Origin of the sequence: Pseudomonas sp. LG1D9 (assembly GCF_002949995.1) — a bacterium.
GTDB lineage: Bacteria > Pseudomonadota > Gammaproteobacteria > Pseudomonadales > Pseudomonadaceae > Aquipseudomonas > Aquipseudomonas proteolytica.
The window spans coordinates 3,053,904-3,079,269 of the sequence record NZ_CP026881.1; the positions used below are offsets into that span (position 1 = coordinate 3,053,904).

Consider the following 25,366-nt stretch of genomic DNA (forward strand, 5'->3'; position numbering starts at 1 on the left):
TCCTGGGTTGGGCCCCCAGACCGCTGACTCCGAAGTGACCTTCATCATGGAGGGATTATTTGCAGCGATACCCTTCAGGCATCGTGACGCTGTAGTTGCGCTGTACGCGATCCTGGAAATTCAGGTTCTGCAGGCCCTGCTGTACCAGAAAGGCCTCGACCTTGGCAGCCTGGCAGTCCTCGTTGTAGGACGTCACTCGCAGCAGGTACACCGCGCGTTTGCTCGCTTCGTCCCGGGCCGTGGCGGTGAACGTGGTGAGGGTGGTGTAGCCGGTGCGCTCCGAGCTGCCCACCGGGCCATAGGTGGTGTTGGGTGTGCTGGTGCAGATCATCTGGTCGCTTTTTTTCTTGCTGTTCTTGCACACAGTGGAGGTGCTGGTTGGCACCTGGCCATAGTCGGTGGCGGTATAGCGATAAGTCACCTGGTGGCTGTCGACGTCCAGGGTGATCGTGATTTTCGGTGCCAGGTTCTTGGGCAGGGTCATGTCGGTATAGACCTGGCGAAAGCCCTGGTCCTTCATGGCGCTGACCATATCGCGCAGATAGTAGCGGGCGTTGAGCGCGTTCTCGTTATTGCCGCCCACCGACGTCACCAGCACTGGCGCCTGTCGGTCAAAGTGATAGTCCGGGTCTGGGGTTGCGTTGATCGCGACGTCCATCGTCGTGGCGCATCCGCTGAGCAGCGCTGTCAGCATTAACAGCGTGCAGAACAAGTACCGGGTCATGAAGTAACTACCTTGCTGAAGATTGGATTAAGGCTAGACGGTTGAGCAGCGCGATAAATAACACATCGGGTGCCAACGAGGCTTGGCGTTAACCTGAATGTAACCAGGGCGGTGTGGCGTACTAAATCGCAGGCAACAAAAAACCCGCACTAGGCGGGTTTCTTGTGTGTTTCAGATGACGTTTGCACCACCTGAAACTAATTAGTGGTGCCCAGAGACGGAATCGAACCGCCGACACGGGGATTTTCAATCCCCTGCTCTACCGACTGAGCTATCTGGGCAACGGGGCGCATTAAACGGGTTTTTCAGGGGGTCGTCAAGCAAGTTTTCAAAAAATATTTAATTATTACCGTCGCTTACGTGCCAACCCCGGTTTTTGCTCAATTATTGAGCAGGCGGCACGTAGCCGTCAGCCTTGGCGTAATCCTCGCCGGAAAAGTACTTGTCCATTTCGCCCTGCAGATATTTGCGGTCTTCGGCGTTCATCATGTTCAGGCGTTTTTCGTTGATCAGCAGGGTCTGGTGCTTCTGCCAGTCGGCCCAGGCCTGGGCGGAAACGTAATCGAAAATGTCTTGGCCCTTGGGCCCCGGAAATGGGGCGCGCTCCAGGGCGGGCAGTTCTTTGTGGTATTTGCGGCACATGATGGTGCGGGTCATGACGAAACTCCTGCGTTCAATACGTCGGCCGCGCGCTTCAGCAGTTTTTTCACCGGGGCGGCAAGGCCCAGGCGCGGCGGGGTGGCGAGGTTATACCAGAGCCAGTCGGCCTCGGCCACGTGATGGGCCGATTCCTCGACTTGCACCAGCCAGGGTTCGATAGCCAGTTGGAAGTGGCTGAAAGTGTGGACCAGCCCCGGCAGCTCCTGCTGCTTGCCCAGCGCCAGCGAGTGCTGGTTGGCCAGGTGTTCCAGATCGTTCAGGTCGTCCAGTTCCGGCAAGCTCCACAGCCCGCCCCACAGGCCCGTAGACGGGCGACGGTAAAGCAGGATCGCGCCCTCATGGTTGGCCAGCAAGGGCATCAGCGTGCGTTTTTGCGGGATGGTCTTGCGGGGCTTGGGGATCGGGTAGCGGGTTTCCAGGCCCAGCATGTGCGCTTCGCAGCCCTTTTCCAGGGGGCACAGCAGGCAACTGGGCTTGCTGCGGGTGCAGAGGGTGGCGCCCATGTCCATCATCGCCTGGGTGTAGGCGTTGACGCGAGCGTGCGGGGTAAAGCGCTCTGCGGTGGCCCACAGCTGCTTGGCCACCTTGGGTTCGCCCGGATAGCCTTCCTGGGCGGTAAAGCGCGCCAGCACGCGTTTGACGTTGCCGTCGAGGATCGGTGCGCGCAGGCCCATGCTCAGGCTGGCGATGGCGCCGGCGGTGGACAGGCCGATGCCTGGCAGTTCGGTAAGCTTCTCTACATCGCGAGGAAACTCGCCGCCGTATTCGGCGACGACGATCTTCGCGGTCTTTTGCAGGTTGCGCGCCCGGGTGTAGTAGCCCAGCCCGGTCCACAGGTGCAGCACTTCATCTTCTGGCGCGGCGGCCAGGGCTTCGACCGTTGGCAGCGAGGCCATGAAACGGTCGAAGTAGTTGAGCACGGTGCTGACCTGGGTCTGTTGCAGCATGATTTCCGAGACCCACACCCGGTAAGGGGTGATGCCCTGTTGCCAAGGCAGGTCATGGCGACCGTGGCGGTCGTACCAGTCGAGCACGGCCGCAGAAAATTGCTCGTTTCTCATCGGTTGAACAGGCCTTTGAGGGCGTCTTTCAACTTGGGATTGACCTTGTCGAGCTTCTCTTCAAGTTTCTCGCTGATTTTATTGCCGGCCATTTTCGCGGCGACCTGGCCCAGGCCGTCCTTGTCCAGGCGGCAGGCCTTGGCTCCCAGCTCCAGCGGCCCACGGCAGCGCAGCGGGACTTCGATGCCACGGAAGTTCGAGCCGACCTGGCAGGCCGGGTCCGGCATGTCGCGCTTGTCACCCTCGACAATGATGCCCACACGGTAGTCCATGCCCAGCACGCGCAGGTCAATGTCGCCATTGCCGTTGACGGTCAGGCCGGGGATCCGCACTTTCAGGTCCGGGTTGCTGGCCACGCCGTTACGCAAGGTCAGGTTGCCCTTGAGCTCCTGGAACGGTGTGTCCTTGCCACGCGGTTCGCTGGCCAGGGTCTTGCGATTGAGCAGGGCGATGCCGGTGCACAGCTGTTGCTCAATGTTGGCGTTGAGCAGTACGCCATTGTTGATCACAAAGCTGGCGGTGCCGTTGAGGCTGTCGATCAGCGCCTTCTGGCTGTTGCCGCGCCCCGTCAGGTTGCTGTCGAGGGTGATCTGGCCTTTGACCGGCGGGGTTTTGCCCTGGGCCTGCAGGATGCGTTCGACCGGCACTTGCTTGATTTTGGTCTGCAGTGCCAACACCGGCACATCTTCGCGGGCGTCGAGGTTGCCGTTGGCCTGGAAGGTGCCGTTGTAGAGGCCGCCGCTCAAGGTGTCGAGCTTGAGCTGACCACCCTGGCCAGAGGCTTTGAGGGTGGCGTTCTCGATGGGCAACTGGCCGAGGGTCAGTTGGCCGAAGGACAGGTCGGCAATCACATCCAGGGTGCGCAGGCGTGCCAGCGGCAGCAGCTTGTCGGTGCTCCAGGCGCCTTTGGTCGGCGCATCCGGCAGCGGAGTGGTGCCGCCGGCGGCCATGGCCCCGGCTTCGCTGCTTTGCACTTCGGCCTGGCGCGCGACGGCGGCACTGTTGGCTGCTTCGGATTTGGCGGGCAGGTAGTGGTCGGCGTTGAACGTGTCGGCCTTCAACTGCACGCGCAGGGATTGCTTGGCAAAGTCTTCAACCGCCAGGCGCCCGGTGAAGGTGCTGCCATCGACTTTCAGGTTGAGGTCTTCCAGCGCCATGCTCGACGGCGTGCCTTGCAGGCGGCTGACCAGCTCGACCTTGCTCAGGCTCTCTGGGGCCATGGCTGGCAGCGGTTGGCCGACGCTGTCGAGGAACTTGGCCAGGTCAAACTGGGCAATCGACAGGGCGCCGCTGATCTGTGGGGTTTTATCCAGGTCGTGGGCCTTCAGTTCGCCCAGTGCCCGCAGTTGGTTGAGCGAGAGCTTGAGGCCGGTCCACTCGGCAATGTTTGCCGACAGGTCCACCAGTAACTGGCCCTGGGTGGCAAACGTGACGGTCTTGCCTTGCAGAGGCTCGCCCGTGGCTTCGCCGGCGACTTTCATGTCTTCGAACTGATAGCGCTTGAGGGCGCGATCAAAACGCAGCTCGCCATTGAGCTCGCTCTTGACCCGCATGACCGGCTGGTTGCTGCCGAAGAACGCAGTGAGCTTGACCGGAATGCTCGCGCCTTCATGCACGGCACCGGTGCTCAGTTGGATGCTTTCGGCGCTGAATTGCTTGCCGGTCTGCTCGTCGTTGTACTCGATACGGGCGTTGTTGACCGTGAGGCTGTCGATGTCCAGGCGGATCGGCTGGGCCGGTTTCTCCGGCGCGGGCGTCGTGGCCGGCGCAGTCGTGGCGGGCGCTTCGGCGCTGGTGGTAGCCGCAACGGGCGCAGCCTTGCCGATATCTTCCCAGTTGCCATGGCCTTGCTTGTCGCGGGTCAGGCGCAGGTTCAGGCCTTCGACGCGTACATCGCTCATTTGCACTTCGCGGCGCAGCAGCGGCAGCACGCGTACCGACAGGCCGAGCATCTGCAGGTCGGCAAATGGTTGGGCAGGGTTGTTCAGGGTGGCCACGCTGGCCTCATGCAGCTCCAGGCCCAGCCAGGGGAACAGGCTCCAGCCGATATCGCCATTGAGCGTCAGCTCGATGTGGGCCTTGTCGCGGGCAATCTGGCGAATCTCGTCTTTGTAGTCGTTGGGATCGAAGAGGTGAGTCAGGGCAAAGCCCAGAGCCACAATGATCAGCAACAGCCCGAGAAGTACCAGACCCAGGATTTTGCCGAACGCTTTCATGGGCGAGTCCTTGTATGTCGATTTTAAAATTTAGCCGCAGAGTATAACGCCGGGAGGTCCGTGGCTGTTTACGCATCGTTACATAGTGTCAAACAAAACAGATGGACTGAAAAAGGTAGTGTCAGTTTGGTTTCTCTCGCTGCGCCAGATGCTAATCTTTGCCCGTTCGCCCGCCTTCTGCGACGAAACGTCGCGCTTACAGGGAGCTTCACTCGACAAAACGGCCACGCATTGCGTGCAAAGGCCGAGGAGGAGAGCGCCTGGCGAACACAGACCAACAACTGGGGGAAACACCAATGAACACTAGCACTGCGGCCGGCAATTCTGCTGCGCAGCCTGCGTTCCTGTCCAAGGAACGCATCATAGCCAAGCCCGGTTTCAACCGCTGGCTGGTTCCGCCGGCCGCCCTGGCCATCCACTTGTGCATCGGCATGGCCTACGGCTTCTCGGTGTTCTGGCTGCCATTGTCCAAGGCGCTGGGCGTGACCGCACCGGTGGCCTGTGCACCGGACATGAGCTTTATCGCGCAGATCTTCTCGTCGTCCTGCGACTGGCCGATCTCCATGCTGGGCTGGATCTACACACTGTTCTTCATCTTCCTGGGCTGCTCGGCAGCGATCTGGGGCGGCTGGCTGGAACACGCCGGGCCGCGCAAGGCCGGTGTGGTCTCGGCACTGTGCTGGTGCGGTGGCCTGCTGATCTCGGCGCTGGGGATTTATACCCACCAGATCTGGCTGATGTGGCTCGGTTCGGGGGTGATTGGTGGTATTGGCCTGGGCCTGGGCTATATCTCGCCGGTGTCGACCCTGATCAAGTGGTTCCCGGACAAGCGCGGCATGGCGACCGGCATGGCGATCATGGGCTTTGGCGGTGGTGCGATGGTCGGTGCGCCCCTGGCTGCAGCGTTGATGGGCCACTTTGCGTCGCCGACCGGCGTGGGCGTGTGGCAGAGCTTTTTGGTCATGGCCGCGATCTACTTCGTGTTCATGATCGGCGGCGCCTTGTCCTACCGTGTCCCGCCGACCGGCTGGAAGCCTGAGGGCTGGACCGCGCCGGCGAAAAAAGCCAGTAATGCGATGATCACCCACCGTCACGTCCACGTGAACGTGGCGTGGAAAACCCCGCAATTCCGCCTGGTCTGGCTGGTGCTGTGCCTGAACGTATCGGCCGGTATCGGCATCCTGGGCATGGCGTCGCCGCTGTTGCAGGAAGTGTTCGGCGGCAAGTTGCTGGGCGTGGATGTGCCGTTTGGCCAACTGGATGCGGGTCAACTGGCCTCCATCGCCGCCATTGCGGCGGGGTTCACCGGGTTGTTGAGCCTGTTCAACATTGGTGGGCGGTTCTTCTGGGCGTCGTTCTCCGACTACCTGGGCCGCAAGAACACCTACTTCGTGTTCTTCGCCCTGGGCTTTGCCCTGTACGCGCTGATCCCGAACCTCGGCCACCTGGGCAACGTCTCGCTGTTCGTGGCGGCGTTCTGCATCATCCTGTCGATGTACGGCGGCGGCTTCGCGACCGTACCGGCCTACCTGGCGGACCTGTTCGGTACGCAAATGGTCGGTGCAATCCATGGTCGCCTGCTCACCGCCTGGGCGGCGGCCGGCGTGCTGGGCCCGGTGTTGGTGAACTACCTGCGTGAATATCAATTGAGCATCGGCGTCGAGCGCGCTGCGGCCTATGACATCACCTTGTACATCCTCGCCGGCCTGCTGGTACTGGGCTTTATCTGCAACCTGTTGGTACGCCCGGTGGCCGACAAGTACTTCATGACCGACGCCGAACTGGCTGCCGAACAGGCGCTGGGCCATGACAAGGGCGCCGATGCGACCACGTCCCTGGAATGGAAAGCCGCTTCCGGCACCGTGCCATTGGCCATTGCGGCCTGGCTGGTGGTAGGTATTCCGCTGGCGTGGGGCGTGTGGGTGACGTTGCAGAAGACTGCAGTGCTGTTCCACTAACACCGCATAACCCGTGTGGGCCCGGTTCCTGTGGGAGCCGGGCTTGCCCGCGATAGAACCCGCTCGGTGTATCTGTAGTAGTCAGGCGTCTGCATCGCAGGCAAGCCAGCTCCCACACAAGCACGCTCCCGCACAAGCACGCTCCCGCACTTGTACTGACATGTCTATGCCCGACAGGCCGTCAGTCTTATCCCCTCCGATGTTTCTGTTTAGCGCCCACACCCCCTATAATGGCCACCTTTTTCGCCCAATGATTTTGCGGAGCTGGTGATGGCCGAACGTAAGGCGTCCGTCGAGCGCGACACTCTGGAAACCCAGATCAAAGCCTCGATCAACCTGGATGGCACCGGAAAGGCCCGATTTGATATCGGTGTCCCTTTTCTTGAGCACATGCTGGATCAAATCGCCCGTCATGGGCTGATCGACCTGGATATCGTCAGCAAGGGCGACCTGCATATCGACGACCACCACACCGTGGAGGATGTCGGTATCACCCTCGGCCAGGCGTTTGCCAAGGCCATCGGCGACAAAAAAGGCATCCGTCGTTACGGCCACGCCTATGTCCCGCTGGACGAGGCACTGTCGCGTGTGGTCATCGACTTCTCCGGCCGCCCAGGCCTGCAGATGCACGTGCCGTATACCCGCGCCACCGTCGGCGGCTTTGACGTGGACCTGTTCCAGGAGTTCTTCCAGGGCTTCGTCAACCATGCCCTGGTGAGCCTGCACATCGACAACCTGCGTGGCACCAACACCCACCACCAGATCGAAACCGTGTTCAAGGCTTTCGGTCGCGCCCTGCGCATGGCCGTGGAGCTCGATGACCGCATGGCCGGGCAAATGCCTTCGACCAAGGGCGTTTTGTAATGCAGACGGTCGCGGTTATCGACTACGGCATGGGTAACCTGCACTCGGTGGCCAAGGCCCTCGAACACGTAGGTGCCGGCAAGGTGCTGATCACCAGCGATGCCAAGGTGATCCGCGAAGCCGACCGGGTAGTGTTTCCCGGTGTTGGCGCGATTCGCGATTGCATGGCTGAAATCCGTCGCCTGGGCTTTGACAGCCTGGTGCGCGAAGTCAGCCAGGACCGGCCGTTCCTCGGGATCTGCGTGGGCATGCAAGCCTTGCTCGAGCGCAGTGAAGAAAACGGCGGCGTCGACTGCATCGGCCTGTTCCCGGGGGATGTGAAGTTCTTCGGCAAGGACCTGCATGAAGACGGCGAACACTTGAAAGTCCCGCACATGGGCTGGAACGAAGTGCGCCGCACCGTCGACCACCCGCTGTGGCATGACATCCCGGACATGGCGCGTTTCTACTTCGTGCACAGCTACTACATCGCCGCCGGTAACCCGCGCCAGGTGGTGGGTGGCGGGCACTATGGCGTCGATTTCGCCGCCGCGCTGGCCGAAGGCTCGCGCTTCGCCGTGCAGTTCCACCCGGAGAAGAGCCATACCCATGGCCTGCAGTTGCTGCAGAACTTCGCCAGTTGGGACGGGCGTTGGTAATGGCCAAGAAGATCAAGCCGCCGATCCTCAATCTCACTCCCCAGCAGGAGAGTGAGGCGACCGACAAGATCAAGCGTTTCATGGAAGACCGCTTCGAGCTCAGGCTCGGGTCGTTCGAGGTGGCTGAGATCCTCGAACTGTTCACCACTGAAATTGCTCCGCACTATTACAACAGGGCGATTTTCGATGTGCAGACGCACCTTAAAGAAAGGTTCGAAAGCATCGAAAGCGACTTGTGGGCGCTCGAAAAACCCTGATTCTTCGAGCAATGCTGAATATCGAATAAGGTTTGCCAGATGCTGATTATCCCCGCTATCGATCTCAAGGACGGCGCTTGCGTACGTCTGCGCCAGGGCCGCATGGAAGATTCCACGGTGTTTTCCGATGACCCGGTCAGCATGGCTGCCAAGTGGGTGGAGGGTGGCTGCCGCCGTCTGCATCTGGTGGACTTGAACGGCGCCTTCGAAGGCCAGCCGGTCAATGGCGAAGTGGTTACTGCCATTGCCAAGCGCTACCCGAACCTACCGATCCAGATCGGTGGCGGTATCCGCTCCCTGGAAACCATCGAGCACTACGTCAAGGCGGGCGTGAGCTACGTGATCATCGGCACCAAGGCCGTGAAAGACCCGGCCTTCGTCGCCGAGGCCTGCCGTGCATTCCCGGGCAAGGTCATCGTGGGCCTGGACGCCAAGGATGGCTTCGTCGCCACCGACGGCTGGGCTGAGATCAGCACCATTCAGGTGATCGACCTGGCCAAGCAGTTCGAGGCAGACGGCGTGTCCGCCATCGTTTACACCGACATTGCCAAAGACGGCATGATGCAGGGCTGCAACGTACCGTTCACCGCTGCGCTGGCGGCCGCCACCAAGATCCCGGTAATCGCCTCCGGTGGTATCCACAACCTGGGCGACATCAAGTCGCTGCTGGACGCCAAGGCTCCTGGGATCATCGGCGCGATCACCGGCCGTGCGATCTATGAAGGCACCCTGGACGTCGCCGAGGCCCAGGCCTACTGCGATGCCTACAACGGCTGAGGACTGACCATGGCGCTGGCCAAACGCATCATCCCTTGCCTGGACGTCGACAACGGTCGGGTGGTCAAGGGCGTCAAGTTCGAGAACATCCGTGACGCCGGCGACCCGGTGGAAATTGCCCGTCGCTACGATGAGCAGGGTGCCGACGAAATTACCTTTCTCGACATCACCGCCAGCGTCGATGGCCGCGATACCACGCTGCATACCGTCGAGCGCATGGCCAGCCAGGTGTTTATCCCGCTGACCGTGGGCGGTGGCGTACGCACCGTGCAAGACATCCGCAACCTGCTCAACGCCGGTGCGGACAAGGTCTCGATCAACACTGCCGCGGTGTTCAATCCGGAATTTGTCGGCGAAGCCGCGCAGCATTTCGGTTCGCAATGCATCGTGGTCGCCATCGACGCCAAGAAAGTCTCCGGGCCGGGTGAACCTCCGCGCTGGGAGATCTTCACCCATGGCGGGCGCAAGCCTACCGGCCTGGATGCGGTGCAGTGGGCAATGAAGATGGAAGGCCTGGGCGCCGGTGAAATCCTGCTGACCAGCATGGACCAGGACGGCATGAAAAACGGCTTCGACCTGGGCGTGACCCGCGCCATCAGCGATGCGCTGGGCATCCCGGTGATCGCTTCCGGTGGTGTGGGCAACCTGCAACACCTGGCCGACGGCGTCATCGAAGGCCACGCCAGTGCGGTGCTGGCGGCGAGTATTTTCCACTTTGGCGAATACACCGTGCCCGAGGCCAAGGCCTACATGGCGGCGCGCGGCATCGTCGTACGCTAAACGCCACTGGACACCATGACAGGCTCGCGGCACTCTGGGGCCTGCCATGGATTCCGGTAATTCTACATGCTCAAAGACCTGCTTCTTGCCCTCGCCAGCTCTTCCATTCTTTTGGCAGGCTCGGCCAATGCTGCCGAGCCCTCTGCTGATTCGCTGGTGCTGCTGACGGAGAATTTTCCGCCCTACAACATGGCGAAAAACGGCAAGAACTTCGCCAAGGACGAGAACGTCGAAGGCATCGCCGTGGACATCGTGCGCGAAACCTTCAAGCGCGCTGGCGTTTCCTACAACCTGACGCTGCGTTTCCCCTGGGAACGGATCTACAAACTCGCCCTGGAGCAACCTGGCTACGGGGTATTCGTCATGGCGCGCCTGCCGGACCGCGAAGCCCTGTTCAAGTGGGTCGGCCCCATCGGCCCGGACGATTGGGTGCTGCTGGCCAACGCCGACAGCAACATCCAGTTGACCGACCTTGAGCAGGCCCGGCGCTACAAGGTGGGTGCCTACAAAGGTGACGCGATTGCCCTGAGCCTGGAAAAACAAGGCCTCACACCGCAGGTCGTGCTCCGCGACCAGGACAATGCGCAAAAACTGCTGGATGGCCAGATCGACCTCTGGGCCACCGGCGATCCCGCCGGCCGCTACCTGGCGCGGCAAGTCGGGATAACCGGGCTCAAGACCGTGCTGCGGTTCAACAGTGCCCAGTTGTACCTGGCCCTGAACAAAAACGTCCCGGACGAAACCGTCGCCAAACTGCAAGCCGCGCTGGATCAGCTGCGTGAAGAGGGCGTGGTGAGCGAGATCATGGGGCGGTATCTCTAGTGGGGGGAGCCGGCGGGCAGGACATTTCTGGCTCTGTCTGGGGGTACTCACTCCAGTGCACTTTGTCGCCGTTGATGAACGTGATGTCGGTTGTAGATTGCTGGGCAGCACAGGCGACGACGGGGTAAGCGCCTTTTCCTCAAAAGGAATTTTTACCCGCAATGAATAGACTTTGGTCTGTTCTGAGGGCTTATCAAGGCTGGCATGGCTGATAAAGGTTCCAGGCGAAAAGTAGGCTTCGCCCGTGACTGCCGCTGGCGGCAGGACTGAGCATACTTAAAGTGATAGTTATCTAGACGCAGGAAGGTAGGTGCCATTTTTGCCATGTCCGGCCATGGCCTGGTTGCTGCGCACGCTGATCATCAACTTGATATCAATCCACTCGATGCCCTGGGCCTTGAGCTTGGGCAACTCGCGCTCCAGTACCGCCAGGGTCTGTGGATAAGGATGGCCGATCATCACGGCCGAGCCCTGTTTGTGGGCCAGCTTGATAGCGGTCTGCAACTGCGTGGTGATAGCGGCTTCGGTGCGTTCGTCATCAAGGAAAACATCCCGCGAGACATGAGCCAGGCCGATTTTTTGTGCCTCGGCGGCGGCCACGGTCTGCGCGCTGGTGCGGCTGTCGACGAAAAACTTGTGGCGACGTTGCAATTCACCCATCAGCCAGGTCATGGCCGCAGGCTGCGCGGTCATGCGGCTGCCCATATGGTTGTTGAGGCCGGCGGTGTAGGGCACGGCGTTGAACGCCGCATCCAAACGCTTGCCCAGTTCTTCGACAGGCAACTCGGGGTGCCAGGCGAACGGGCCGGTGGCCGGGTCCATGGGCATATGCAGGATCACGATCTTGCCGGCGCGATGGGCCTCGCGCGCGAATTCGGCGGCGTGGGGGGTGTCGGGCATGATCGCCGCCGTCACCGGGCCGGGCAGGGCCAGCACGCGACGATCCCGGGGCAGGTTCTGCCCAAGGTCGTCGATGATCAGGGTCAGGTAGGCTTTGTGGGGCTTCTGGGCAGGGGCCGCATGGGCGACTCCTGCCAGGCTGCAGAGCAGGGCGATGATCAGGGCAACACGCATATCAACGGCTGCGCGTAATGCTCAGGCCCTTGAGTAGGCTCAACGCCTGGGCCAGTTGGTAATCATCGTCCTGTGGCATCGGCTTGGCTTTCGTGCCGCTGCCGGTTGGCTGGTCGGCACCGCCATTGCCATTGCCCAGGTGACCTTGCAGGTCAGCTTCCTTGAAGTACTCGTTTTCGCTCTCGTTGGTGATCTTGGCCCGGCGAACCTCGATATCCGGCACGATGCCCTGGGCCTGGATCGAGCGACCATTAGGCGTGTAGTACAACGCCGTGGTGATCTTCAGCGCACGCTCGTTGTTCAGCGGCAGCACGGTTTGCACCGAACCCTTGCCAAAGCTGGTGGTGCCCATCAGCACCCCGCGTTTCTGGTCTTGCAGGGCGCCGGCGACGATTTCCGAGGCCGAGGCGCTGCCGCCGTTGATCAGCACCGCCAGCGGGACGTTTTCGCTGAGGTCCTTGCCGGTGGCCGAGAAGCGCAGTTCGGAGTTGGCGATGCGGCCCTTGGTGTAGACGATCAGGCCCTTGGTGATGAAATGGTCGACCACTTCCACCGCCGATTGCAGCACGCCGCCGGGGTTGTTGCGCAGGTCGAGGACGATGCCGTTGAGCTTCTTGCCGTTGTCTTTGCGCAGCTTGGCCAGGGCCTTGGCCACTTCGTCGCCGGTCTTGACCTGGAATTGGGTGATGCGGATGTAGCCGTAGCCCGACTCCAGCAACTGGCTCTTCACGCTCTTGACCACGATGGTGGCGCGGGTCAGGGTCACGTCAAACGGGTTGCCACCGTCGCGCACCAGGGTCAGGGTGATTTTCTGACCGACCTTGCCGCGCATCTTGTCGACGGCTTCGGTCATGGTCTGGCCGCGGGTCGGCTGGCCGTTGATCTTGACGATCAGGTCGCCAGCCTGGATGCCGGCCTTGGACGCCGGGGTATCGTCGATGGGCGACACCACCTTGATGATGCCGTCTTCGGCGCCCACTTCTATGCCGAGGCCGCCGAATTCGCCGCTGGTGCTTTCCTGCAGCTCGGCGAAATCTTCCGGGCCCAGGTAGGCAGAGTGCGGGTCGAGGTTGCTGAGCATGCCTTTGATGGCGTTTTCCAGCAGGGTCTTGTCGTCCACGGGTTCGACATAGGCTGCCTTGATCCGGTCCATGACCTCGGCAAAGGTGCGCAATTCGTCCAGCGGCAGCGGCGCCTTGGTGGTCGCGGCCGTGGCTGACGGGGCGGTCTGGTCGGCGAATGCCATAGGCGCGCCGATCACCAGGGCGATCGTCAGGGCCAGCGAAGTGAGGCGGGACAAATGCAGCATGTCGAACGAACTCCTAATGTAGATGCGGCCCTATCCTTGGGCGCGACACCATTGTGCAGGGTCGCTTGGGCGGCCCTGCTGACGAATAGCGAAGTACAGCGCCGGGGTGTCCTGGCCGCCACTGTTACCGACAGTGGAGATGGATTCACCGGCTTTTACAACATCACCTGCGGCCTTGAGCAACGTTTGATTGTGGCCATATAAGCTCAAATAGCCATTGCCGTGGTCAAGAATCACCAGCAAACCAGCGCCGCGCAGCCAATCGGCGAACACCACGCGCCCACCGTGGACGGCGTGTACCTGGCTGCCCGCAGAGGCGCTGATCATCACGCCGTCCCACTTGGTGCGGGTGTCATCGCCACGGGTTTCACCAAAGCGTGCCAGTAGTCGACCATCAACTGGCCATGGAAGTTTGCCTCGGGCAGTAGCAAAAGGCCCGCCAAACGATTCGCCGGCGCTGGAAACCAGTGGGCCAGGCGCTGCACGCGCCGGTTTGCGCGGGGCGTCGGTGGCGAGCGCCGCGGCGTCACGCTGGCGCTTTTTTTCTGCTTCCTGCTGGGCGATCAGCGCTTTTTGTCGCGCTTCTTCGGCCTCGCGGGCCTGGCGAGCCAGGGTTTCCTCGATGGTTTTCAGTACTTTGGCCAGGTCGGCCTGGTCTTGCTGACGCGCCTGCAGCTTGGCATCCCGGGCTTTTACGTCGCTGTTGAGCTTGGCGAGGGCCTGCTGGCGTTCTTTGCGCACCTTGTCCAGCTCGTCGCGCTGGCTGTCGAGGCTGCTTTTCTGGGCCAGAAGTTGGCTTTGTTGGTCGGCGATTTCCTGCTCGACATTGGCCAATTGGCGCAGGGTCTCGTTGAAGCTCTTGAGTTGCTCCAGGCGCGCGGTGCTCAGGTAGTCGTAGTAGGTGAGGGTGCGGGCGAATTTTTCCGGGTTCTGCTGGTTGAGCAGCAGCTTGAGGTATTCCTGGCGGCCGTTCTGGTAGGCGGCACGGGCCTGGATTGCGATCAGGCGTTGCTGTTCAACGCGCGCGCTCTGGAGTTTTTTTTTCTCACCGTCGAGCCGCTCCAGTTCCGACTCGCTCTTCTTTAGTTCTTTTTGCAGCTCCTGGACCTGCTTCTCCAGCTTGCCCATTTCGGTTTCCGTGCCGCGCAGGTCTTTCTGCACCCCGGATTTTTCTTCCTGGAGCTTGCCGAGCAGTTTCTTCAGCTCGGTAATGTCCTGACGCGTAGCGTCCAACTGTTGTTGGGTTTGCGCACGCTCGTCGGCCATAGCCGGTTGGAGCACGCAGACAAGAGCGAGGGTAATCAAGGCGCGAAGCATAGAGGCGGGCGACACCAGGGAAAGGGACGGCCTAGTATGCCCGGCCCACGCGGCAAAAAAAACGTCCAATTCGGGCTGGCGGGCAAGTTAGGCGCCCAGTGGCGCGGGTGTGGCTAAAAGCCATCTTCAAAAACGCCACCTACCCATGTGGGAGCGGGCTTGCCCGCGATTGCGTTGTGTCAGCCATGGAAATGTCGACTGATCCGCCGCTATCGCGGGCAAGCCCGCTCCCACATTGTTTGGTGGTGGGTTTGAAAATTAGACCAGGATCGACGTACCGGTCATTTCGACAGGCTTCTCGAGCCCCATCAGCATGAGCATGGTCGGCGCCACGTCTGCCAGCACGCCGCCTTCGCGCACCTTGAAGTCGCGCTTGCCGACATAAATGAACGGCACCGGCTCGGTGGTGTGGGCGGTATGGGCCTGGCCGGTGGATTCGTCGGACATCTGTTCGCAGTTGCCATGGTCGGCGGTGATCAGCGCTTCGCCGCCGACCTTCTCCAGGGCGTCGACGATACGGCCCACGCACAAGTCCAGGCATTCCACGGCCTTGACCGCCGCTTGCAGGTTGCCGCTGTGGCCGACCATGTCGCCGTTGGCGTAGTTGACCACGATCACGTCATAGCGCTGGTGTTCGATGGCATCGACGATCTTGTCGGTGACTTCCGGCGCGCTCATCTCGGGCTGTAGGTCGTAGGTGGCGACTTTGGGCGACGGGATCAGGATGCGCTCTTCGCCGGGGAACGGTTCTTCGCGACCGCCGGAGAAGAAGAAGGTGACGTGGGCGTATTTCTCGGTTTCGGCAATGCGCAGTTGGGTCTTGCCGTTTTTGGCGAGGTAATCACCCAGCACGTTTTCCAGGCTGCCCGGCGCGAAAGCCGACGGGGCCGGGATGTTGGCGGCGTATTGGGTCAGCATCACGAACTCGACTTTCGGCTGGCGCGCCCGCTCGAAGTCTTTGAAACCGTCATCGACGAACACATGGCTCAGTTCGCGGGCACGGTCGGCGCGAAAGTTCATGAACACCACGGCGTCGCCATCTTCGACCTTCACTGGCTCGCCGATGGTGGTGGCCTTGACGAACTCATCGCTCTCGCCGCGAGCGTAGGCCGCTTCCAGGCCTTGCTGGGCGGTAGCCGCGTTGAATTGGGCGTTGCCGTCGACGATCAGGTTGTAGGCCTGGGACACGCGATCCCAGCGGTTGTCGCGGTCCATGGCGAAATAGCGGCCGACCAGGCTGGCGATGCGGCCCTTGCCGAGGGCGGCGAAGGCGGCGTCCAGCAGCTCGATGGACGACTGCGCGCTTTTGGGCGGGGTGTCGCGGCCATCGAGGAAGGCGTGCAGGTAGATCTTCTCGGCGCCACGCTTGTAGGCCAGTTCGGCCATGGCCACCAGGTGGTCCTGGTGGCTGTGCACGCCACCGTCAGACAGCAGGCCCATGAAATGCACGGCTTTGCCGGCGGCGACGGCTTTATCCACCGCGGCGCAGATGGTCGGGTTCTCGAAGAACTCGCCATCGCGGATGGCTTTGGTCACGCGAGTGAAGTCCTGATATACCACTCGTCCGGCGCCAAGGTTCATATGGCCGACTTCAGAGTTGCCCATCTGGCCGTCCGGCAGGCCGACGTCCATGCCCGATCCGGAGATCAGGCCATTGGGTACGCTGGCGCAGAGGCGGTCCAGCACGGGCTTGTTCGCCGCGAATACGGCGTTGTCGTGGTGGTTTTCACTGTGACCGAAGCCATCGAGAATCATCAGGACCAAAGGTTTAGGCGTGGTAGTCATAGATCCTCTCGCGGCGGTATTAAAGGAAGGCGATTGAAAAGGGAGTGGCAGTTTAAAGCGAAGTTCCGATGCCGTCACCGCTTTACGGGGGTTGGCCCCCCATGGCGGCTGTGTATACTTACCGCCATTTTAACGCCCTGGAACCTCCTTGATGGTTGATCACCTGATTGCATTTGCTACCTCTCACTATCTGCTGGTCGGTGCCTTCGTCGTACTGCTGGCGCTGCTGATTGCTCATGAAGTTAGCCGTGGCGGCCGTAGCCTCAGCACCGCCGAGCTGACCGCGCTGGTCAACAAGGACCAGGCCGTTGTCGTCGACATCCGTCCGGCCAAGGACTTTGCCGCCGGCCATATCGTTGGCGCGCTGAATATTCCCCAGGACAAGCTGATCGCCCGCATCGCCGAACTGGAAAAGCACAAGGCCAAGACCATTATCCTGGTCGACGCCCAGGGCCAGCACTCCGGTGGCCATGCCCGCGAAATGATGAAGAGCGGTTTCACCGCCGCCAAGCTGTCGGGTGGTATCTCCAGCTGGCGCGCCGATAACCTGCCGTTGGTGAAGTGATATGAGCCAGGTTGTCGTTTATTCCAGCGATTATTGCCCCTATTGCACGCGAGCCAAGCATTTGCTCCAGAGCAAAAAGGTTGCCTTCGACGAGATCAAGGTCGATGGCAAGCCCCAGGTACGTGCCGAGATGGCCCAGAAGGCGGGGCGCAACTCTGTGCCGCAAATCTGGATCGGTACCCAGCATATCGGTGGATGCGACGACCTGTTCGCCCTGGAGCGCGCCGGTAAACTGGATGCGCTGCTTCACGTCTGACTCCAAAACCCTAAAAGACCCCAAGATCAAGAAGGATCTGCGAGATGACTGACCAACCGAACACCGAAGCGGCAGCAGAAGAGGCTCAAGGCCCACAGTTTTCCCTGCAGCGCATCTACGTGCGTGACTTGTCGTTCGAGGCCCCTAAAAGCCCGGCGATCTTCCGCCAGGAGTGGACTCCAAGCGTCGGCCTGGACCTGAACACCCGTCAAAAGCAACTGGAAGGCGACTTCCACGAAGTCGTGCTGACCCTGTCGGTCACCGTGAAGAACGGTGAAGAAGTGGCCTTCATCGCTGAAGTGCAACAGGCCGGTATCTTCCTGATCCAGGGCCTGGACGATGCGTCCATGAGCCACACCCTGGGTGCGTTCTGCCCGAACATCCTGTTCCCGTATGCCCGCGAGACCCTGGACAGCCTGGTCACCCGTGGCTCGTTCCCGGCGCTGATGCTGGCCCCGGTGAACTTCGATGCCCTGTATGCGCAAGAGCTGCAGCGCATGCAACAGGAAGGCGCGCCGACGGTTCAGTAAGTCGACGACGCATAAAAAGCGCCATCACTGGCGCTTTTTTTATGCACGGCTAACGCCTGTAGGAGCGAGCTTGCTCGCGGCGCTATCAGGTAGCCCACGTCGCCTGTTGGTTTTCGCGAGCAAGCTCGCTCCTACAGGGAAAAGGGGTTTACTTGAAACCGAGCTGGCGCCAGCCTTCGTAGACGGCGACGGCCACGGTGTTGGACAGGTTCAGGCTGCGGCAGCCTTCACGCATCGGCAAACGCAAGCGCTGGCCATCGGGCAGGGCGTCGAGTACGTCTGCCGGCAGGCCACGGCTTTCCGGGCCGAACAGGAAGGCATCACCCTCGGCAAAGCTGGCATCATGAAACGGCCGCGAACCTTTGGTGGTGAACGCAAACAGCCGTGGATGGCCCAGGCTTTCCAGGCAACTGGCGAGGTCGGCGTGACGCTGCAGGGTGGCGTATTCGTGATAGTCCAGGCCGGCGCGACGCAGGCGCTTGTCGTCCATCTCGAAGCCCAGCGGCTCGATCAAATGCAGGTGGCAGCCACTGTTGGCGCACAGCCTGATAACGTTGCCGGTGTTCGGCGGAATTTCTGGTTGAAAAAGGATGACGTGAAACATGCACGGCTCCGAAGATAAAGATGCAGCGCATTCTACCCCTGAAGACGACCCCAGGCCGCAGCTATTGCCCAGAGTCCTGGGTTCGCTGGCGATTGTCGGTCTGATGGTGGGCTTGATGATCGGTCGCCTGACCACCCCGGACCCGACGGCCTTGCTGCAGGTCGAGCCCGCCACCGATGGGCTGGTGGTGTGGTTCAACAACGAACCGAAGTTGCACGGCGAGCATATCGACGGCACCGTGGCGCTGCTGTTCGACGCCCAGGGCCATGCGCAGGCGGGGCAATTGAAGGTCAATGACAAGGATGTGAACTGGCGGGTGCGCAAGACCGATGGCGGCTTGCTGTTGAACCTGGTGGCGGCACGGCCGCTGCGCGGGGAATGGTCGGGCAAGGCGGTCGATGACCGCTGGCGACTGGAGATCCATCTCCTGGAGCAATAAAAGAGGGAGTTCCCGGCCTGCCTGTACCAGGGCTCCCAAAACGGTTTGAAGCTCGAATTAAAGAGGGGATTCTCGGCCTGCCTGTACCAAGGTCCCCGAAACTGGGTAGTACCAGAGGTATTGCAGGGGGCGTGCCAGAATGGTGAATTTGTCTAGGAAAATTCTTTTATAAAGCGCAAAGCCCCGGATTACGGGGCTTTGGCGTTTTCAGGGTTCAGCGTTTTTTGAAAGCGGCCTGGAGTTCGTGCGCGATAGCGGTTCATGGTGCGTTGAAGCGGTGCACACCAAACAAATGTGGGAGCTGGCTTGCCTGCGATGCGGGCACCTCGGTCTTTCAGAGATACCGAGGTGATGCAATCGCAGGCAAGCCAGCTCCCACACAAGCCCTCATCCACATTAGGTCATCCGTGTGCTGGAGGGCTGTGTTCAGCCCTCTTCACCCTCATCATCATCCCCGCCATCCACCTTCATCCCCAATTCCTTGATCTTGCGGGTCAAGGTGTTACGACCCCAGCCCAGCAGTACGGCGGCGTCACGCCGGCGGCCAGCGGTGTGCTTGAGGGCCGTCTCGATCATGATCCGCTCAAAGGTCGGCACGGCGCTGTCCAGCAGGCTCGACTGGCCGCGAGCCAAGGCCTGGTCGGCCCATTGGCGCAGGGCCTGTTCCCAGTTGGTCACGGGCGCTGAATCCTGCGGCAGGCTCAACAGCTCCGGCGGCAGGTCGCTGATATGCACTTCGCGCCCGGACGCCATCACCGTGATCCAGCGGCAGGTATTCTCCAGCTGGCGCACGTTGCCCGGCCACGGCAGGTTTTTCAGGTATTCCTCGGTTTCCGTCTTCAGCAGCTTGGGCTCTACCGCCAGCTCCTGGGCGGCGCGGCTGAGGAAGTGGCGGGCCAGGGTCGGGATGTCTTCGCGGCGGTCCGACATCCGTGGGATGTGGATGCGGATCACGTTGAGGCGGTGGAACAAGTCTTCCCGGAACTTGCCGGCGTGCACCAGGGTTTCCAGGTTCTGGTGGGTCGCGGCGATGATCCGCACATCGACCTTGACCGGCGTATGGCCGCCGACACGATAGAACTCACCGTCGGCCAGCACCCGCAGCAGTCGGGTCTGGGTGTCGGCCGGCATATCGCCGATTTCATCGAGAAACAGGGTGCCGCCGTCGGCCTGTTCAAACCGGCCGCGACGCAGGTTGGCGGCGCCGGTAAACGCGCCTTTCTCATGGCCGAACAGCTCCGATTCCATCAAGTCCTTGGGGATCGCCGCCATGTTCAGCGCGATGAACGGTGAGGCAGCCCGTGGGCTGTGGCGGTGCAGGGCATGGGCGACCAGCTCTTTACCGGTGCCGGACTCACCGTTGATCAGCACGGTGATGTTGGAATGGCTCAAGCGCCCGATGGCGCGAAACACTTCCTGCATCGCCGGCGCTTCACCGATGATTTCCGGGGTGCGCGTCAGGGTCGGCTCCACGGCCTGGCCTTGCTGCTCCTGGGCGTGCTGGTTGGCGCGCTTGACCAGCGCCACCGCCTCATCGACGTCGAACGGCTTGGGCAGGTACTCAAAGGCGCCGCCTTGATAGGACGCGACAGCGCTGTCCAGGTCCGAGTGCGCGGTCATGATGATCACCGGCAAGCGCGGGTGCTGCTCGCGGATCCGCGCCAGCAAGTCCAGGCCGCTGGCGCCGGGCATGCGGATGTCGGAGATGATCACATCGGGCTGCTGGCGCGCCAGGCGGCTCATCACCCCGTCGGCGCTGTCGAAGCTCTGGGTGGTCATGCCTTCCTGTTGCAAGGCTTTCTCCAGGACCCAGCGGATGGAACGGTCGTCATCGACGATCCAGACAGTTTCACTACGGCTCATGTCGATGGGGCTCCTTGTTCCAGTGGCAGAAAGATCGAAAAGGTCGTGTGGCCGGGATGGCTTTCACATTCGATCAGGCCCTGGTGCTGGCTGATGATGTTCTGGGTAATGGCCAGGCCCAGCCCGGTACCGTCCGGGCGGCCGCTGACCATCGGGAAGAAAATGGTTTCTTGCAGTTCGGCCGGGATACCCGGGCCGTTGTCGATGATCTCGACCTTGGTCACCAGGCGATGGCGTACGTGGCCAATGGTGAACTGGCGCAAGGCGCGGGTGCGCAGGCTGATACGGCCCAGGCGCAGCTCGTTCTGGCTGCTGATGGCCTGCATGGCGTTGCGCACGATATTGAGCACCGCCTGGATCATCTGCTCGCGGTCGATCAATACGTCGGGGATGCTCGGGTCATAGTCGCGCACCAGGGTGATGCAGCCCTGGCTTTCGGCCTCCACCAACTGGCAGACGCGCTCCAGCACCTCATGCACGTTGGTCATCGCCAGCGACGGCAGTTTGTTGGAACCCAGCATGCGGTCCACCAGGTTTCGCAGGCGGTCGGCTTCCTCGATGATGACGTTGGTGTAGTCCTTGAGGTGCTCATCCGGCAGCTCGCGGGCCAACAACTGTGCGGCGCCGCGAATCCCGCCCAGGGGGTTCTTGATCTCATGGGCCAGGCCGCGTACCAGCATCTTGCTGGTTTCCTGCTTGGACAACTGCGCCTCTTCCTTGGTGATGCGCAGCAGGCGATCGCGGGGATGCACCTCCAGCAGCAGCAAGGTGGCGCCGTGGCTCAGGATCGGTGTTACCGCGTAGTCGACGGTCAGGGTCTGGCCGGTGAGGGCCGTGAGCATCGCTTCGCGCTTGGTGAACGGGTGGGCCTGCTCCACGGCCTGGCGCAAGGAACTCAAGGCCTCGGCGGACTCGGTGAACAGCTCGCTGATAAATTGCCCATGGCTGCGCTGGCCGCTGATGGCCAGGAGCATCTCCGCCGCGGGGTTCATGTACTCAAGGCGCAGTTCGGCATTGAGCAGGATGGTCGCGGTGGTCAGGTTGTCGAGTAGCAAGCGGTGCAGTGCGTCGCTGATGGTCATTAGGACCTCTTTTGGAGCAAGGCGTGGGCTTGAGGCTCACGCTGATACCAGGAAAATGCAAAAACCAAACCAAGGCTCCGAAAAGAAGCGTAAAAGCCCTGAAATAGGGGCTTTAGGCGCGAAACTATGGCGCTCTGCCAGCTTGCTCGGGAGATATCGACCCAAAATGGGCTGGCCGGCGGGCATGGGTGCAACCTATCGCACCAATATAGTGCGAATCCCGGCATTCTGTTCAGCGATCAACTATTTCCTGGAAGCACCAATCAAACTGTAGGAGCTGGCTTGCCTGCGAGAGCGGTGTATCTGTCACATCACGACTGACTGAACCACCGCTCTCGCAGGCAAGCCAGCTCCCACAGTTTTGACGGGGTTTGAAAAGTTGGAGAGTCATTGTTTCAGGCAAAAAAAAGACCTCCCGAAGGAGGCCTTTTTGTCACGCCGCGTTGAGCAGCGCTACCGGATCAGCAGCTGTAGTACAGCTCGTATTCCAGTGGGTGTACGAAGGTGCGGACCTTGATTTCTTCTTCGCTTTTCAGGGCGATGTAGGCATCGATGAAGTCGTCGCTGAACACGCCGCCTTTGGTCAGGAACGCACGGCCCTTGTCCAGCTCTTCCAGGGCTTCTTTCAGGCTGCCGCACACTTGTGGGATTTCCTTGGCCTCTTCAGGCGGCAGGTCGTACAAATTTTTGTCGGCGGCGTCGCCTGGGTGGATCTTGTTCTGGATGCCGTCCAGGCCAGCCATCAGCAGTGCAGCAAAACCCAGGTACGGGTTGGCTGCTGGATCCGGGAAGCGTGCTTCGATACGGCGAGCGCGAGGGCTGGACACGTAAGGAATACGGATCGAAGCGGAACGGTTGCGAGCCGAGTAGGCCAGCATCACCGGTGCTTCAAAACCTGGGACCAGACGCTTGTAGGAGTTGGTCGACGGGTTGGTGAAGCCGTTCAGGGCCTTACCGTGCTTGATGATGCCGCCGATGAAGTACAGGGCGGTGTCGGACAGGCCGGCATAACCTTCGCCAGCGAAGGTGTTCTTGCCATCTTTGGCGATGGACAGGTGAACGTGCATGCCCGAACCGTTATCGCCGTACAGTGGCTTAGGCATGAAGGTAGCGGTACGGCCGTAGGCCACTGCCACGTTGTGTACGCAGTACTTGAGGGTCTGTACTTCGTCAGCCTTGGCAACCAGGGTGTTGAACTTCACACCGATTTCGTTCTGGCCGGCAGTCGCCACTTCGTGGTGGTGAACTTCGATGACCAGGCCCATGTCTTCCATGGCGTTGCACATGGAGGTACGGATTTCGTGGTCGTGGTCGAACGGTGGTACTGGGAAGTAGCCGCCTTTGACGCCTGGACGGTGGCCATGGTTGCCGCCTTCCACGTCCTGGTCGGACATCCACGAACCCTGGTCGGAGAAGATCTTGAACATGGAGCCGGAGATGTCGGACTTGAACTTCACCTGGTCAAAGATGAAGAACTCAGGCTCAGGGCCCACGAATACGGTGTCACCGATACCGGTGGACTTCAGGTATTCCTCGGCACGCTTGGCGATCGCACGTGGGTCGCGGTCGTAGCCCTGCATGGTCGAAGGCTCGATCACGTCGCAGACGATGATCAGGGTTGGCTCTTCGGTGAACGGGTCGAGTACGGCGGTGGAGTCGTCCGGCATCAGGATCATGTCGGAGGCTTCGATGCCTTTCCAGCCAGCGATGGAGGAGCCGTCGAACATTTTGCCTTCTTCGAAGAAGGCGTCATCCAGCGCGTCGCGAGCCGGCATGGTCACGTGGTGCTGAGTGCCTTTGGTGTCCGTGAAGCGCAGATCAATCCATTTAACGTCATGATCTTTGATGAGTTGAACCGACTTCGACATAGTGTCCTCCGGGTGGCTTCGGGCTGGGGTAGTGGAGTAGCCCTTAGAATGTGGGTGATGCCGGCGCGGATAGTCCGCCATGGCAACCTGCCTCACAAGAGAGCAAATTGCATGCCAGTGCCCCGACATGGGTTTTTTGCCTCAAAATGGCCCCTATAAAGGTGCAAATCGTCGAAATGGCAAAAATCGCGCACTGCAATGTAGCGTAACTGCCTGTAAATGCACCTCTTTGGTGCGTCGCGTGCCGTTTGTATATTAACTGGTCAAACCTTGAGCGATTTCCGCTATAATCCGCGCCCCCCTTTTTCGGCTGGCCCTGCGCGCGCTGTTTCCATGAAATTAATCGTTAAAGTCTTCCCCGAGATCACCATCAAGAGCCGACCGGTACGGATGCGTTTCATCCGTCAATTGGCCAAGAATATCCGCGCCGTGCTCCGTGACCTGGACCCGGCCGTGGTGGTGAACGGTGTGTGGGACAACCTCGAGCTGGAAACCCGCGTCAGCGACCCTAAAGCCTTGAAAGATATGACCGAGCGCCTGAGCTGCATGCCGGGCATCGCGCATTTCCTGCAGGTCGACGAGTACCCGCTGGGCGACTTCGACGACATCACGCAAAAATGCAAACTGCACTTTGGCACCAGCCTTGAAGGCAAGATTTTTTCGGTGCGCTGCAAGCGTGCGGGCAAGCACCCGTTCAGCTCCATGGATGTCGAGAAATACGTCGGCAGCAAGCTGCGTCGCGAGTGTGGGGCCGCAGGAATCTCGCTGAAAGAGCCGCAAATCGAAGTACGTATCGAAATTCGCGACCAACGGTTGTTTGTGATCCACAGCCAGCACAACAGCATCGGTGGCTACCCGCTGGGTGCGCTGGAACAGACCCTGGTGCTGATGTCCGGCGGTTTCGACTCTACCGTGGCGGCCTACCAGATCATGCGCCGGGGCCTGATGAGCCACTTCTGCTTCTTTAATCTGGGCGGGCGTGCACACGAATTGGGCGTGATGGAAGTTGCGCACTATATCTGGAAGAAGTACGGCAGCTCCCAGCGCGTGCTGTTTGTCAGCGTACCGTTCGAGGAAGTCCTGGGAGAAATTCTCGGAAAAGTCGATAACGGTCATATGGGCGTCGTATTGAAGCGTATGATGTTGCGCGCAGCGTCGAAAATCGCCGACCGCCTGCAAATCGAAGCGCTGGTGACCGGCGAGGCGATTTCCCAGGTCTCCAGCCAGACGTTGCCGAACCTGTCCGTGATCGACTGCGTGACCGACAAGCTGGTATTGCGCCCGCTGATCGCCAGCCACAAGCAGGACATCATCGACCTGGCCAACGAAATCGGCACCGCTGATTTCGCCAAGCACATGCCAGAGTACTGCGGGGTCATCTCGGTGAACCCCAAGACCCATGCCAAGCGCTATCGCGTGGAGCATGAAGAGAAAGAATTCGACATGGCGATTCTGGAGCGAGCGCTCGAGAACGCCAAACTGGTGCCGATCGATCGAGTCATCGACGAACTGGGCCAGGACATACAGATCGAAGAAGTCAGCGAAGCCCTGGCCGGTCAGATTGTCATCGACATCCGTCACCCGGATGCCGCTGAAGACGAGCCGCTGGAAATCGCTGGCATCGACGTGCAAACGTTGCCGTTCTATGCACTGAACGCGCGTTTCAAGGAACTGGATAACAGCCGTCAGTACCTGCTGTATTGCGACAAAGGCGTGATGAGTCGCCTGCATGCCCACCATTTGCTCAGTGAGGGATATGCCAATGTGCGCGTTTATCGACCGAGCTAAGAGCCCGGGGCTGTTTGCCTGTGGCCTGCGTCACCGGCCCCCCGACTCTGCCGTCAAGCTGTAACGGCAAGGCCTGACTCTACTGTTAATCGCTGCCACGACCTGTCAGCACACCGAATCCTCTGATCG

The 25,366-nt window shown here is 60.9% G+C and carries 24 protein-coding genes and 1 tRNA gene; 12 read left to right on the plus strand and 13 right to left on the minus strand.

Features of this window, described 5'->3' with window-relative positions:
- Positions 1-55 precede the first annotated feature (55 nt).
- The 5 genes from C5F71_RS14465 to C5F71_RS14485 form a co-directional block, all read right to left on the minus strand.
- On the minus strand, positions 56-724 hold the full coding sequence (locus C5F71_RS14465; RefSeq protein WP_029295874.1) for a hypothetical protein: 669 nt from the start codon (positions 722-724) through the stop codon (positions 56-58).
- 205 nt (positions 725-929) lie between these two features.
- Positions 930-1,005, minus strand: a tRNA-Phe gene (locus tag C5F71_RS14470).
- Between the two features lie 103 nt (positions 1,006-1,108).
- On the minus strand, positions 1,109-1,381 hold the full coding sequence (locus C5F71_RS14475; RefSeq protein ID WP_092232796.1) for an oxidative damage protection protein: 273 nt from the start codon (positions 1,379-1,381) through the stop codon (positions 1,109-1,111).
- On the minus strand, positions 1,378-2,445 hold the full coding sequence (gene mutY, locus C5F71_RS14480) for an A/G-specific adenine glycosylase (RefSeq protein ID WP_104911387.1): 1,068 nt from the start codon (positions 2,443-2,445) through the stop codon (positions 1,378-1,380). The genes C5F71_RS14475 and mutY overlap by 4 nt, the downstream gene beginning before the upstream one ends.
- Positions 2,442-4,661 (minus strand): AsmA family protein, encoded by a 2,220-nt coding sequence (locus C5F71_RS14485; protein ID WP_104911388.1) that lies wholly within the window; start codon positions 4,659-4,661, stop codon positions 2,442-2,444. Before C5F71_RS14485 ends, mutY begins: the two co-directional genes overlap by 4 nt.
- Before the next feature lie 296 nt (positions 4,662-4,957).
- On the opposite strand from C5F71_RS14485, the gene C5F71_RS14490 reads away from it, so the two are divergent.
- From C5F71_RS14490 to C5F71_RS14520, 7 genes are all read left to right on the plus strand, one after another.
- Positions 4,958-6,619 (plus strand): OFA family MFS transporter, encoded by a 1,662-nt coding sequence (locus tag C5F71_RS14490; RefSeq protein ID WP_029295882.1) that lies wholly within the window; start codon positions 4,958-4,960, stop codon positions 6,617-6,619.
- Positions 6,620-6,889: 270 nt separating this feature from the next.
- Entirely contained in the window at positions 6,890-7,483 is a 594-nt protein-coding gene (hisB, locus tag C5F71_RS14495) for an imidazoleglycerol-phosphate dehydratase HisB (protein ID WP_003218037.1), read from the plus strand.
- A complete protein-coding gene (gene hisH / locus C5F71_RS14500; RefSeq protein ID WP_029295897.1) occupies positions 7,483-8,121 on the plus strand; it encodes an imidazole glycerol phosphate synthase subunit HisH in 639 nt (212 codons plus the stop codon). Before hisB ends, hisH begins: the two co-directional genes overlap by 1 nt.
- Positions 8,121-8,378 (plus strand): DUF2164 domain-containing protein, encoded by a 258-nt coding sequence (locus C5F71_RS14505; RefSeq protein ID WP_029295898.1) that lies wholly within the window; start codon positions 8,121-8,123, stop codon positions 8,376-8,378. Before hisH ends, C5F71_RS14505 begins: the two co-directional genes overlap by 1 nt.
- Positions 8,379-8,417: 39 nt before the next feature.
- Positions 8,418-9,155, plus strand: a complete 738-nt coding sequence (gene hisA, locus C5F71_RS14510) for a 1-(5-phosphoribosyl)-5-[(5-phosphoribosylamino)methylideneamino]imidazole-4-carboxamide isomerase (protein ID WP_029295899.1) — start codon at positions 8,418-8,420, stop codon at positions 9,153-9,155.
- Positions 9,156-9,164: 9 nt separating this feature from the next.
- The gene (hisF, locus tag C5F71_RS14515) at positions 9,165-9,935 is read left to right on the plus strand and encodes an imidazole glycerol phosphate synthase subunit HisF (RefSeq protein ID WP_029295900.1); all 771 of its coding nucleotides are present in this window, start codon (positions 9,165-9,167) and stop codon (positions 9,933-9,935) included.
- Positions 9,936-10,001: 66 nt separating this feature from the next.
- The gene (locus C5F71_RS14520; RefSeq protein ID WP_104911389.1) at positions 10,002-10,757 is read left to right on the plus strand and encodes an ABC transporter substrate-binding protein; all 756 of its coding nucleotides are present in this window, start codon (positions 10,002-10,004) and stop codon (positions 10,755-10,757) included.
- Positions 10,758-11,045: 288 nt separating this feature from the next.
- Here the strand turns inward: C5F71_RS14520 and C5F71_RS14525 are convergent, their stop codons facing one another.
- The 4 genes from C5F71_RS14525 to gpmI all read right to left on the minus strand — a co-directional run bounded on the left by C5F71_RS14525 (position 11,046) and on the right by gpmI (position 16,242).
- Positions 11,046-11,831, minus strand: coding sequence for a divergent polysaccharide deacetylase family protein (locus tag C5F71_RS14525; RefSeq protein ID WP_092232803.1), 786 nt, complete (start codon positions 11,829-11,831; stop codon positions 11,046-11,048).
- Between the two features lies 1 nt (position 11,832).
- Positions 11,833-13,140: a S41 family peptidase gene (locus C5F71_RS14530; RefSeq protein WP_029295904.1), complete on the minus strand. Its 1,308-nt coding sequence runs from the start codon at positions 13,138-13,140 to the stop codon at positions 11,833-11,835.
- Between the two features lie 30 nt (positions 13,141-13,170).
- Positions 13,171-14,457: a murein hydrolase activator EnvC gene (locus tag C5F71_RS14535; RefSeq protein ID WP_092232807.1), complete on the minus strand. Its 1,287-nt coding sequence runs from the start codon at positions 14,455-14,457 to the stop codon at positions 13,171-13,173.
- Positions 14,458-14,715: 258 nt separating this feature from the next.
- Positions 14,716-16,242 (minus strand): 2,3-bisphosphoglycerate-independent phosphoglycerate mutase, encoded by a 1,527-nt coding sequence (gene gpmI / locus C5F71_RS14540; protein WP_029295906.1) that lies wholly within the window; start codon positions 16,240-16,242, stop codon positions 14,716-14,718.
- A 151-nt stretch (positions 16,243-16,393) separates the two neighbouring features.
- Here gpmI and C5F71_RS14545 point away from each other — a divergent pair, with 151 nt between their 5' ends.
- From C5F71_RS14545 to secB, 3 genes are read left to right on the plus strand one after another with little or no spacing between them, the layout of a single operon-like run.
- On the plus strand, positions 16,394-16,807 hold the full coding sequence (locus C5F71_RS14545; protein ID WP_029295907.1) for a rhodanese-like domain-containing protein: 414 nt from the start codon (positions 16,394-16,396) through the stop codon (positions 16,805-16,807).
- A 1-nt stretch (position 16,808) separates the two neighbouring features.
- Positions 16,809-17,063, plus strand: coding sequence for a glutaredoxin 3 (gene grxC, locus C5F71_RS14550; protein WP_092232813.1), 255 nt, complete (start codon positions 16,809-16,811; stop codon positions 17,061-17,063).
- A gap of 44 nt (positions 17,064-17,107) precedes the next feature.
- Positions 17,108-17,593: a protein-export chaperone SecB gene (gene secB, locus C5F71_RS14555; RefSeq protein WP_029295909.1), complete on the plus strand. Its 486-nt coding sequence runs from the start codon at positions 17,108-17,110 to the stop codon at positions 17,591-17,593.
- 148 nt (positions 17,594-17,741) lie between these two features.
- Here secB and C5F71_RS14560 read toward each other — a convergent pair whose 3' ends face one another.
- Complete coding sequence (locus C5F71_RS14560) at positions 17,742-18,197, minus strand: tRNA (cytidine(34)-2'-O)-methyltransferase (protein WP_029295910.1); 456 nt, start codon at positions 18,195-18,197, stop codon at positions 17,742-17,744.
- On the opposite strand from C5F71_RS14560, the gene C5F71_RS14565 reads away from it, so the two are divergent.
- A complete protein-coding gene (locus C5F71_RS14565) occupies positions 18,196-18,636 on the plus strand; it encodes a hypothetical protein (RefSeq protein ID WP_029295911.1) in 441 nt (146 codons plus the stop codon). The two genes, C5F71_RS14560 and C5F71_RS14565, sit on opposite strands and share 2 nt — an antisense overlap.
- Before the next feature lie 426 nt (positions 18,637-19,062).
- On the opposite strand, the gene ntrC is transcribed toward C5F71_RS14565, so the two are convergent.
- From ntrC to glnA, 3 genes are all read right to left on the minus strand, one after another.
- Positions 19,063-20,499 carry a nitrogen regulation protein NR(I) gene (gene ntrC / locus C5F71_RS14575; protein ID WP_029295912.1) on the minus strand — a complete coding sequence of 479 codons (1,437 nt, stop codon included), beginning with the start codon at positions 20,497-20,499 and terminating at the stop codon, positions 19,063-19,065.
- Positions 20,496-21,581: a nitrogen regulation protein NR(II) gene (gene glnL, locus C5F71_RS14580; protein ID WP_029295914.1), complete on the minus strand. Its 1,086-nt coding sequence runs from the start codon at positions 21,579-21,581 to the stop codon at positions 20,496-20,498. Before glnL ends, ntrC begins: the two co-directional genes overlap by 4 nt.
- A gap of 461 nt (positions 21,582-22,042) precedes the next feature.
- A complete protein-coding gene (glnA, locus tag C5F71_RS14585; protein WP_029295916.1) occupies positions 22,043-23,449 on the minus strand; it encodes a glutamate--ammonia ligase in 1,407 nt (468 codons plus the stop codon).
- Between the two features lie 333 nt (positions 23,450-23,782).
- On the opposite strand from glnA, the gene thiI reads away from it, so the two are divergent.
- Positions 23,783-25,237, plus strand: coding sequence for a tRNA uracil 4-sulfurtransferase ThiI (gene thiI, locus C5F71_RS14595; RefSeq protein WP_104911390.1), 1,455 nt, complete (start codon positions 23,783-23,785; stop codon positions 25,235-25,237).
- Positions 25,238-25,366 lie beyond the last annotated feature (129 nt).

Coding starts and splice junctions, on each gene's coding strand:
- grxC (WP_092232813.1), top strand. CDS start 16,809: ATGAGCCAGGTTGTCGTTTATTCCAGCGATTATTGCCCCTATTGCACG.
- C5F71_RS14520 (WP_104911389.1), top strand. CDS start 10,002: ATGCTCAAAGACCTGCTTCTTGCCCTCGCCAGCTCTTCCATTCTTTTG.
- C5F71_RS14525 (WP_092232803.1), bottom strand. CDS start 11,831: ATGCGTGTTGCCCTGATCATCGCCCTGCTCTGCAGCCTGGCAGGAGTC.
- C5F71_RS14565 (WP_029295911.1), top strand. CDS start 18,196: ATGCACGGCTCCGAAGATAAAGATGCAGCGCATTCTACCCCTGAAGAC.
- hisA (WP_029295899.1), top strand. CDS start 8,418: ATGCTGATTATCCCCGCTATCGATCTCAAGGACGGCGCTTGCGTACGT.
- ntrC (WP_029295912.1), bottom strand. CDS start 20,499: ATGAGCCGTAGTGAAACTGTCTGGATCGTCGATGACGACCGTTCCATC.
- C5F71_RS14545 (WP_029295907.1), top strand. CDS start 16,394: ATGGTTGATCACCTGATTGCATTTGCTACCTCTCACTATCTGCTGGTC.
- C5F71_RS14560 (WP_029295910.1), bottom strand. CDS start 18,197: ATGTTTCACGTCATCCTTTTTCAACCAGAAATTCCGCCGAACACCGGC.
- thiI (WP_104911390.1), top strand. CDS start 23,783: ATGAAATTAATCGTTAAAGTCTTCCCCGAGATCACCATCAAGAGCCGA.
- C5F71_RS14475 (WP_092232796.1), bottom strand. CDS start 1,381: ATGACCCGCACCATCATGTGCCGCAAATACCACAAAGAACTGCCCGCC.
- C5F71_RS14490 (WP_029295882.1), top strand. CDS start 4,958: ATGAACACTAGCACTGCGGCCGGCAATTCTGCTGCGCAGCCTGCGTTC.
- gpmI (WP_029295906.1), bottom strand. CDS start 16,242: ATGACTACCACGCCTAAACCTTTGGTCCTGATGATTCTCGATGGCTTC.
- glnL (WP_029295914.1), bottom strand. CDS start 21,581: ATGACCATCAGCGACGCACTGCACCGCTTGCTACTCGACAACCTGACC.
- C5F71_RS14530 (WP_029295904.1), bottom strand. CDS start 13,140: ATGCTGCATTTGTCCCGCCTCACTTCGCTGGCCCTGACGATCGCCCTG.
- C5F71_RS14485 (WP_104911388.1), bottom strand. CDS start 4,661: ATGAAAGCGTTCGGCAAAATCCTGGGTCTGGTACTTCTCGGGCTGTTG.
- hisB (WP_003218037.1), top strand. CDS start 6,890: ATGGCCGAACGTAAGGCGTCCGTCGAGCGCGACACTCTGGAAACCCAG.
- C5F71_RS14535 (WP_092232807.1), bottom strand. CDS start 14,457: ATGCTTCGCGCCTTGATTACCCTCGCTCTTGTCTGCGTGCTCCAACCG.
- glnA (WP_029295916.1), bottom strand. CDS start 23,449: ATGTCGAAGTCGGTTCAACTCATCAAAGATCATGACGTTAAATGGATT.
- hisF (WP_029295900.1), top strand. CDS start 9,165: ATGGCGCTGGCCAAACGCATCATCCCTTGCCTGGACGTCGACAACGGT.
- C5F71_RS14505 (WP_029295898.1), top strand. CDS start 8,121: ATGGCCAAGAAGATCAAGCCGCCGATCCTCAATCTCACTCCCCAGCAG.
- C5F71_RS14465 (WP_029295874.1), bottom strand. CDS start 724: ATGACCCGGTACTTGTTCTGCACGCTGTTAATGCTGACAGCGCTGCTC.
- hisH (WP_029295897.1), top strand. CDS start 7,483: ATGCAGACGGTCGCGGTTATCGACTACGGCATGGGTAACCTGCACTCG.
- mutY (WP_104911387.1), bottom strand. CDS start 2,445: ATGAGAAACGAGCAATTTTCTGCGGCCGTGCTCGACTGGTACGACCGC.
- secB (WP_029295909.1), top strand. CDS start 17,108: ATGACTGACCAACCGAACACCGAAGCGGCAGCAGAAGAGGCTCAAGGC.